Source organism: Psittacicella gerlachiana, from assembly GCF_003585965.1.
GTDB lineage: Bacteria > Pseudomonadota > Gammaproteobacteria > Enterobacterales > Psittacicellaceae > Psittacicella > Psittacicella gerlachiana.
In genome coordinates this window covers 1-10,178 of record NZ_NRJF01000049.1, presented here as the reverse complement: position 1 = coordinate 10,178, position 10,178 = coordinate 1, and the positions used below count along the sequence as shown (strand labels likewise).

The 10,178-nt window shown below is 32.0% G+C and carries 5 protein-coding genes; 3 read left to right on the top strand and 2 right to left on the bottom strand.

The features are described 5' to 3' along the window. Window positions 1-169 precede the first annotated feature (169 nt). From CKF59_RS01995 to recF, 3 genes are all read left to right on the top strand, one after another. Window positions 170-3,184: a DnaA ATPase domain-containing protein gene (locus CKF59_RS01995; RefSeq protein ID WP_119534313.1), complete on the top strand. Its 3,015-nt coding sequence runs from the start codon at window positions 170-172 to the stop codon at window positions 3,182-3,184. Between the two features lie 14 nt (window positions 3,185-3,198). After that, a complete protein-coding gene (locus CKF59_RS01990) occupies window positions 3,199-4,521 on the top strand; it encodes a hypothetical protein (RefSeq protein ID WP_119534312.1) in 1,323 nt (440 codons plus the stop codon). A gap of 112 nt (window positions 4,522-4,633) precedes the next feature. Then, the gene (gene recF, locus CKF59_RS01985; protein ID WP_222985491.1) at window positions 4,634-5,809 is read left to right on the top strand and encodes a DNA replication/repair protein RecF; all 1,176 of its coding nucleotides are present in this window, start codon (window positions 4,634-4,636) and stop codon (window positions 5,807-5,809) included. Window positions 5,810-5,855: 46 nt separating this feature from the next. Here recF and CKF59_RS01980 read toward each other — a convergent pair whose 3' ends face one another. Together CKF59_RS01980 and CKF59_RS01975 are read right to left on the bottom strand one after the other, a co-directional pair. Next, window positions 5,856-8,294 carry a DNA gyrase subunit B gene (locus tag CKF59_RS01980; protein WP_119534310.1) on the bottom strand — a complete coding sequence of 813 codons (2,439 nt, stop codon included), beginning with the start codon at window positions 8,292-8,294 and terminating at the stop codon, window positions 5,856-5,858. Between the two features lie 229 nt (window positions 8,295-8,523). Next, the gene (locus CKF59_RS01975) at window positions 8,524-9,975 is read right to left on the bottom strand and encodes a catalase (RefSeq protein ID WP_119534309.1); all 1,452 of its coding nucleotides are present in this window, start codon (window positions 9,973-9,975) and stop codon (window positions 8,524-8,526) included. Window positions 9,976-10,178: the final 203 nt, after the last annotated feature.

Here is a 10,178-nt window from a genome sequence, read left to right as displayed (position 1 = left end):
ATATAAGAATTTACTTGCAGCTATCTATAATATTCTTTCACCTTTTCTTAAAGAAAAGTCTGATATATTGTTCAAGGTAGTTGATGGCGTTAGTTTCACTACTTTGATTTTGGGAGTAAAAGTTAGAAAAAAGATATTTACTCCCGAAGTTGTCAAAGAAATAATTTCTATGGTACAAATTGATTTATCTTCTAATTTAGTTGAAGATAAAGGATTTGTAAAAGTAATTTTTATTAATAGTAATGGTAATATCATTGAGCAAGGTATAGTTAGTCAAGAGGGATCTCTTGGGTTTTCTCAAGATATTGGAAGTTATTATCCAGCAGCTTTAGCTCCGTTAATCGCAACAACAACTTACTTAAACTCTAGTAAACACAAGGAAGTTGCAGAAAAAGTTAAGAATATTTCTTTTTCTGAAACCAAGGTAAAGTTATTTAATTATTATATGCAAGATTATGCTATGCCTGTGGATAGCTTAGTAAAGAAAAAATTAAAAAAGGTAAGTGTTAATCGAGCAATAAATTTATTAAATAGTCAAGAAAAGAAAGTTTTTAGTCCTTATCTCAATGGTTATGTTAGCTTTGATCCTTTAAGTACAAGTAATTTTAGAATTCAGAGAGTAAAGTTTAATAATCTTGGAGAAAATATCTTTTCTGAAATAGCTCAAGTTGCTGACTTCAATCATTTAATTGCTGAGAATGAGTTATCAGTAGCAGAGCAAACAAGACTTTTAAGCTTTTTTCTCAAAAGAGATAATTTGAGCTCTGATATAGTTGGAGCAAAAGAAACTTTAAAAACCGTTATTGAGGAACAGGATATTCCTCTTGTTTCTAAACTAGCTCTTAATGGAATTGCTGATACGGTATTAGTGAGTGAGGATAGCTTTTTTAATTTAAAAGTTAAAAGGTATGCTGGACATGCTTTTGCAAGAATTAATGATGTCTTAAGGATAGAATTAGGGAATCTATGTAAAAAGTATAAAGTTCAAAAGGAAGAAACACCTGCTTCTCAAGTAAATGAAGAGGTTGTAGATCTATTTCCATCTACAGCTCTAAACAGTAGAGAGATAGGAATTTATAGTGATTTCCCTGAGTTTCAAAATCATTTTAGAACTAAGACTGCTAGATCTTCAGAAGGTTTTATTCAGCGTTTGAACTATTTGTTTAAGAAATCAAATCTAAGTGAAGACAGTTTACCTTTAATTAAATTTTTTACATTTAGAAAAGAAACTAACTTTGATAATATTTTAGATACTTTAACTAAAAATGTATTAGTTCCTGAGATAGTTTTTCCTGAATTAGATGATAGTTTCTTTAGTTTTGACAATCCTATTGAAAGGTTAGCACGAAATAGTGATTTTTTTCAGAATACTCCTTTATTGGGAAATAAACCTGAAGAAGTTAGAACCTACAGATTGTCTGGAGCAAAGAAAAATATTTATTCCATTGTAAATCTAGAAGAAAATGATTCTTCTAAGAGAGGAAGAAAAAAAAGAGCGGTTATAAAAGTACAGGGAAGAGAAGTTGAATTAACTCCACAAAAAGAGTTAATTTTTCCGCCACAGCTTATAGCTCCTAAAAAGCAAACTCAAAAAAAGCAAGAGTCTTTTGAAAGGGTAACGGCTACGGTTACCCCTGTTGATTCTGGATTAAATATAACCGTAACTGCTCCGCATAATTTAATTATTACTCCGGCACAACAAGAAGATCCTGAAGTAAATGCTAATGCCTCACGTAATCTAGTCAATGCTGCTTTAGGATTAGATGAGATCTTTTTAAATGAAAGTAGGCAAATTATCACGAGAATTAATGCTGATGAGTATATTTCCTATGGTTCTCAATTCTATTTAAATCCTTTTGATTATAAATCTTCAGTACTTTTTACAAAGCAAAACTATTTAGTTCAAGACACTGAAGAATTTGTACAAGCAACGCAAATTTGTAAGGGATATAGAGATAAATTAAACTTAGATCTTGAAGGAGAATTTGAATTTAAATTTTATAAACCTAAGTTTACGGCACAGCAACGCAAAGAACATTTAGGTGAGTTTAATAAACTTCTCAGTACCTTTAGAAATAAGTACGAACACGATGCTTTAATTTCAGTTTCTAATTTAAATGCCTTTAGTCTTATTGATGAAGTTGCGAAAAAGCTATTAACTGGTGAAGATTTTAGAAGTCAAGTAATTTTCTTATTTGGTAAGCCAGGAGTAGGGAAAAGTTATTTAATGGCATATTTTTATGAAATGCTAGTAAAGAAAGGTTTTGATAAAACTATGTTTAAGCATTATCTAACTAATTTCCAAAGAATTTATGCTAAATGTGTACAAAATAATACCTTAGATTATTTAACTGATGATATAATGAGCAACTCAGTAACGGTTATTGATGAGTTCTCTTCATTAAAGAGAAGTCCAAGTACACGCAAGTTTATTTTTAATTTAATGAATTATCTCAAAGAATATAAAAATAAACTCTTAGTAATAATAAGTTCAGAGCCTTATGATAGTTTATTTTCATCTGAAGATACAGTAGATGAAGAGTTAAATAAATTAAAAACCTACTGTGATGAATGTTTGCGTGTAGATATAGAACTCCCTGATAGAAAAATAAGAGAGCATTTTGTTTTAAAGGCTATAGCAACAGGTAAGTTAAGACCATTAACGCCAGAACAAACTAATAAAATAGTTGTTGCTAGTGAAAATTGTGATTTTAGAGCGTTAAATGGTTTCTTTAATAATGAGGTAGGAGATCAAACCTTTGAGAAAAATCTACAATCGAGCTTTAATTTTACGCAAATAAAATTCCATTGTAGTGTCAACAACTTAATTGATTACGTTTGTAAATCTTTAGAAATTTCTCGTGAGATTTTATTTAAAGGCGGAAGAGAAACCAATACTGTGATTTTAAGGTATATGGTGTGTTATGTTTTAACTAAGCACACGGCATTAAGTATTGAAGAAATCGCAGAGTTGATTCAAATACGTCCGCAGTCTGTAAGAAATATTATTGCCAAAATCGACGCTGATTTACGTAATGCTAGTTTTGATAATAAATATGTGGACTATTTAGTAAGAGTATACGATTATATTAATGATGTAATTGATAGAGTTTTAAGTTCTAATAAGCCAAATACTAAAGGTATTGTGCAATTGGATTATCCTTTAATTATTCCTAAAATTTAATAGTTGGTAATGAAATGAAACTTGTATTACAAGCATATAAATTACAAAAAGCTTTAACTACGGCTAGAGAGGTAGTTTCTAAAACCTTAGATCCTTCAATTGTCTTAAGTCAACATGTACTTTTAGATTTTGCAAAAGAAAATCAAGTTACATTTTTAGCTGGAGATAAGGAAATTAACCATAGTATAACTATTGCGGTTGAACCTGAAGAAGGCGAGTTTTTAGATTTTCCAGAGTCTTTTACTCTTTATACTAAAGAGAATGAGCCAATTAAACAATTATCTGTATCTTGTAATAGCTTTGTCGATGCGATTACAGGGTTAAATGGCAAAACTCTTGTAACTCTAGAATTTACTAAACCTCCAGTAGCAAATGAGTTGACTTATGCAAACTTAACTTATGAAACTACGGTAGTAAGAATTGAAGCTTCTAATGGTCAAGGATATGCTTTACTTAAAGAATCATTAAGCGATGCTGTATCTATTTCGACTTTAGATATTCCTGAAAGAATTTTTAAAGATATTATTCAATCTACAATTTTCTGTGTAAGTGTCAAAGCTTCAAAACATGCAAGTCTACATACTTTAATTTTATCTTTAACTCCTACGCAATTAAAAGCATTTGGTGGTGATTATTCACGTATTGCTTTATGTTCTTATTTCTTTAGAGAACAAAAGCCTTATCATATTGAAGGATTTAATAACTTTTATGAAGAAAATCCTTTAACCTTTAATTTATCACGTAGGGTTGGAGCAGAGTTATTAAGACTTTTAAGTGTAAGTGAAGCTAAAGTTCGTTTAGTATTCCACTTAACTCAATCTGGGCATGTACAATATTTGCAATTATGTAAAGATGATCAAGAGTTAATTTTTAATTTAACTTATTCTAAGCCTCCTATGTATGGGCATATAGTACCTGATCACTTTGATGATGATGTTATCTGTAATGCTTCTGAAATAAAAGATAAGTTAAACCGTTCAACTAAGTTTGGAGAAATTATTCTCATTAACTCTGCAGAAAATGTTCTTACTCTTTCTGCAAGTAATCCAGGTACTTTAGATTCATTTAGTACTGAAATTAAAAATGTAAAAACTAATCCTGAATCAGAACCATTAAATTTAAGAGTTCAAGGTAAGCATTTTATTGAATTAATTAATCCTTTACAGGAATCGGCTAAATTACGTCAAGCTCCTGTAGAAGAAATGCTGTTAAGCTTAAACTTTGTAAATAAAAAAGTTCCTGTATTTGTTGTAAAAGAGTTAGACAATAACGAATTAGATCGTACTTATGTGTTAACTCCTTACAACAATGTAGCTTCTGTTGATAATGGTAATTAAGATACTTCCCCTCTTTTACTAGAGGGGAATTTCTTTTTGCTATATGTTTAGTTATTTTTGCTAAAATATAGATTGAAAAGATGTTTTGTAATAATTTAAGTTTGTAAAAATTTTGTATATTTCTAAGTTAAATTTAATTAATTTCCGCAATATAGATTCTCTTACCATTAATCCTGGCAAGCACTTAAATTTTATCACTGGGCATAATGGTGCGGGTAAGACTTCGATTTTAGAATCAATATTTATTCTTTCTCAACTCAAAAGTTTTAAGGTAAATAACTTAAATTCGGTAATTCAGGATAAAAAAGAACAAACTTTAATTTATGCTCAAGTAGAAGATGAGTTTGACAATAGTAATAATTTAGGTTTAAAAATCTCTTCCAAGCAAAAAGAGTTGTTTTTAAATGGTGAAGTAGCAAAAAATGGAGTAGCTTCTTTAGCCCAGTTATTGCCTATTCAAATTATTTCTCCTGATGTGGTAGAACTGTTGACCGAAGGACCAGAATTTCGACGTAAGTTTATTTACTGGGGAACTTATTATACTTATCCTAACTTTTTACTTTGTTGGCGTAAGTTTAATGATGCTCATAAAAGTAGAAATGTTTTATTAAAGAGAGCTCAAACCTATAAAGTTAATAAACAAAAAGTCCCTCAAGAGTTAATCGAGGAATGTAAGGTGTGGGGAAAAATTCTTGCCCAAACAGCTCAAGAGGTAAATAAAATTAATCAAGAATACATTATGAATTTTTTGCCAGTTTTAGATAAGGTTCTTGATGATTTTTTACCTGAATTAGAGGTCAAAGTAAGTTATTATCAAGGTTGGAATAGCGAGCAAGATCTTGCTACATATTATGAAGAAAATCTTGAAGATGAAATGCAGGCAGGTCGCACGAGCTTAGGATTACATCGTGCTGATTTGAGAATAAAGTGTTTTGGGGAAAATGTAAGTAATGTTCTCAGTCGAGGGCAACTGAAGCTTCTTGCTTGTGCTTTAAAAATTGCTCAAGGAGATTTACTCAAAGAACAAACAAAAAGTAGTTGTGTTTATTTAGTTGATGACTTGGCCGCTGAATTAGATGAACAGAATCAGTTAATCTTTGCTAGTAAATTATTAAGAGAAAAAACCCAAATCTTTATGAGCTATATTGATAATCGAGTACTTGATATTTTTTCTTCTTTGGTAAATGAATGGAATGAATTTTCAATCTCTAAAGGTAAACTAACTCATCAATATGTAAATGGTGAAGAGATTGTCCAAAGAGAGTTTAATTTAGATGATTATATTTAAAAAAGGAGACTTGCGGTTGCAAGTCTCTTATTTTATTTCAGATTAATTATAAATCAACGTTTGCGTATAAAGCATTATCTTCAATAAAGTCACGACGAGGAGCTACATCATCACCCATGAGAGTTGTAAATAATTGATCTGCAAGGATGGCGTCTTTTACTTCAACTTTAAGTAAAGTACGATTTTCTACTTTCATGGTTGTTTCTTCAAGTTCTTCCCAGTTCATTTCACCTAATCCTTTATAACGTGAAGGATTTAGTTTCTTAATTGAATCTGTAGAAAGTTGTTCAATAAATTGATTGAAATATTTTATTTGAGTTTTACTATTACCATGAACCGCAAAACGTTTGCTTCTCTCGTCATCAATAGGAAGAATTTGAGCTATGTCTTTAGCTAAGTTTACAATTTCAAGGTAGTCTCTAGAGTTTATAAAAGTCTCATTGATTTCATAAACTGCAGACATCCCATGTTTGATTTCGCTTAATTTATAGCTATAAAGTTTAGTTTCATCATCAAATTCAAGTTGAGCTTCATAGCGAACAGATTGATCTTGAGTTTTTCTTAAAAGATCTAGTAATCCTTGCATCCATAAGCTAATTTGCTCTTTATCTTTTAAAGCTTCCTTAGTTAATTCGTAATAATTGATTAGAGTTTTCATAACTTCAGGAGAGTATTTACGATTATGAGATTCGATATGAGCATTAATTAAAAGATATCGATTACATAGATCTCTTAATTCTTCTGAAGTATAAACCTTATCGTTTACAAGTAAGCTAGCTCCCTCTAATGAGTAGTCAATTAAGAAACGATCATATTCATCTTTATTTTTAAAGTAAATCGGTTTACGATTTAGCATTAATTTATAAAGAGGTGGTTGGGCAATATATACTTTCCCTGCTTCAATTAATTGAGGCATTTGACGGAAGAAGAAGGTTAAAAGGAGAGTTCGAATATGTGAACCATCGACATCAGCATCAGTCATGATTACGATTTTGTGGTAACGGAGATTATCAAGATTAAACTCATCATTAATACCACATTTAAGCACGCCAATAATATTTGCAATTTCTTGAGATTCGATAATTTTATCAAATCTAGCTTTTTCAACATTTAAGATTTTTCCTCTTAAAGGTAAAATTGCTTGTGTTTGTACATCACGAGCTTTTACTGCTGAACCACCAGCTGAGTCCCCTTCGACAAGATAAACTTCACACTCTTCAGGATTACGTGAGTTGCAGTGTACAAGTTTATTTGCCGTGAACGAGTGTTTTTTATTGGTACGAGCTAGCTCACGAGCTTTTCTTGCCGCTTCACGAGTACGAGCTGCTGAAATAATTTTATCAACAATAGTTTTGGCAATTTTTGGATTTTCTTCGAGAACTGTTTGTAATTGCTCATTTACCGTTGACTCTACAACACCTCTAACCTCTGAAGACACTAATTTTTCTTTAGTTTGTGAAGAGAATTTAGGGTTAGGAACTTTAACGCTAACAATAGCCACTAAACCTTCACGTGAATCATCACCGTCAATGCGCAAATCTTTTAAAGCTTTAGATTTGGCATTCGCAATAACTTCGCGCTCGATGTAGTTATTAAGGGTACGGGTTAAAGCTGCTTTAAAACCTATAAGGTGAGTACCACCATCTTTTTGAGGGATGTTATTGGTAAAGCATAAAACATTTTCTTTATAAGTATCATTCCATTGGAGAGCTACTTCTACAGTAATCCCTAATTCTTCATTAAAACTTGTAAAGTAAAATGGTTCTTCATTAATAATGGTCTTATTTGTATTTAAGAATTTAGCAAAAGCTTGTAAGCCACCTACATAGTGGAATTCGTCGCTACGCCCATCTCGTTCATCTTTTAAGGTGATTCTTACATTTGAATTTAAGAAGCTTAATTCACGTAAACGATTACAAAGAATGTCGTAAGAAAAATCTGTAACATTTTTAAATGTGTTGTGAGATGGCCAAAAACGAACTGTAGTTCCTGTTTTGTTAGTGTCACCTATAATTGCTAAAGGTGCTTGAGGAACACCATCAAAATAGGTTTGTTCGTGAATTTTACCATTTCGACGAATTTGTAAAAATAGTTTTGAAGATAAGGCATTAACTACAGAAACACCAACGCCGTGTAAACCACCTGCAATAGTTTTTGCATCGAATTTACCACCTGCGTGTAAAACAGTCATTACTACTTCAGCCGCACTTACACCTTCTTCTGGATGGATCTCAGTAGGAATTCCTCTTCCATCATCTGCTACAGATACTGAGTTATCTTCATGGATGGTTACTTTGATATTAGAACAATAACCTTGTAGAGCTTCGTCAATTGAGTTGTCTACGACCTCAAACACCATGTGGTGTAAACCTGAACCATCATCTGTATTACCTATATACATACCAGGTCTGGTTCTTACAGCATCAAGACCTCTTAAAACGCGAATTGCGCTAGAGTCGTAACTTTTATTTTGGTCTGCAGCCATTTTTCCCTCTTGGTTCTTCTCAGAATTTTGAGTTATAAAAACTCTTAAATTTTAATACTTTTTTCAGTCTTGAAACTCCTCTACATGAGAGGAGATTGAATATAAATTTAACCTTAGTATTATATCATAATTTCTTATATTTTACTGAGAACTATTGTAGGGTTTATTGGTAAATGACAAAAAAGGTAGAGATAAAATTATCTCTACCTAAGTATACTTACTAATTTGACTATTTATTTAATTTACTACGAACAGCTTGTTCTAAACGTGGATCGATTTCTTTAAATAACTCTAATGCTTTGGTTAGAGTTGGTTCATAAGTCACTCCACTTAGAGATCCTGCATAGTTAGTTGCTAACACTTCCTGTTGTTCTTCTGACATTAAGTTGTAAAGAGCACGAGGTTGGCTAAAGTAATCATTATCATACTCTCTAAAATCAAAGTGAGCTGCTTCTCTCTCTAATTGAAGAGCAGGTTCTTGATTATGAGTTGCTTGATAAGTGTTAAAGCGGTTAGGAGCATAATTTGGGTGAGCTCCTCCATTATTATCAACTCTCATGTATCCATCTCTATGTGTAGTATGGAATGGGCATTTTGGTTGATTTACAGGGATTTGATGATGGTTAACCCCTAAACGATATCTTTGAGCATCTTGGTATGAGAATAAACGACCTTGTAACATACGATCAGGAGAGAAGCCTATACCAGGAACATTGTTACTTGGAGCAAAAGCTGCTTGTTCTACTTCTGTAAAGTAGTTTTCAGGATTGCGGTTTAATTCTAAAATACCAACGTCAATTAGTGGGTAGTCTTTATGTGGCCACACTTTAGTTAAGTCAAAAGTATAATTGTGCTCATGAGCTTTTGCTTCAGGCATAATTTGTACTTTTACTGCCCATCTTGGGAAGTTGCCAGCTTCAATGTTTTCATAAAGATCTTTTTGTGAAGACTCACGATCACGTCCTACTAATTCAGCAGCTTCTTCATTGGTGAGATTTGCAATTCCTTGTAATGATTTAAAGTGGAATTTAACCCAGAAACGCTCATTTTTATCATTGATAAATGAGTAAGTATGTGAACCAAATCCATGCATTTGGCGATAGTTAGCAGGGATACCACGATCTGAGTGTAAAATCATTACTTGGTGCATAGCTTCTGGAGTGTGTACCCAAAAGTCCCAAGCAGCATCTGCAGAACGCATATTAGTGCGTGGATCACGTTTTTGTGTATGGATAAAATCTGGGAATTTTAATGGATCACGAATAAAGAATACTGGAGTATTGTTTCCTACTAAATCCCAGTTACCTTCGCTAGTATAAAATTTTAGTGAAAAACCACGTACATCACGCTCAGCATCAGCAGCTCCTCTTTCTCCTGCTACAGTTGAAAAACGAAGAAGAACTTCGGTTTCGGTGTTAGGTTGAAAAACAGCTGCTTTCGTATATTGTGAAATATCATTAGTTACTTTAAAAGTACCAAAAGCTGCAGAACCTTTAGCATGTACTACACGCTCAGGAATGCGTTCACGAGCAAAGTGTGCTAGTTTTTCTTGATACCATACGTCTTGCAATAGTAAAGGACCTTTAGCACCAGCTGACATAGTATTGTCATTGTTTTCTACAGGTTTTCCTGCAGCTGTAGTTAGGGTAGTGCTTTGATGATCAAATGGACATTTTGTCATGTTAATCTCCTAAAAGTAGTTAATTTCTTCTATGTTATTTTCTGAAATCTAACTTTGAAGTATGAAAATATTGTTTTTGATAGTTAAATATAGATAGTTAAATGTGAACGTTAAATATATAGATAGTTAAATTTAAACTTCAAATATAGATAATATATTTTTGTGCTTTCGTTTGTGTCTAATTGAGTTAAAAGTAAAGCTAC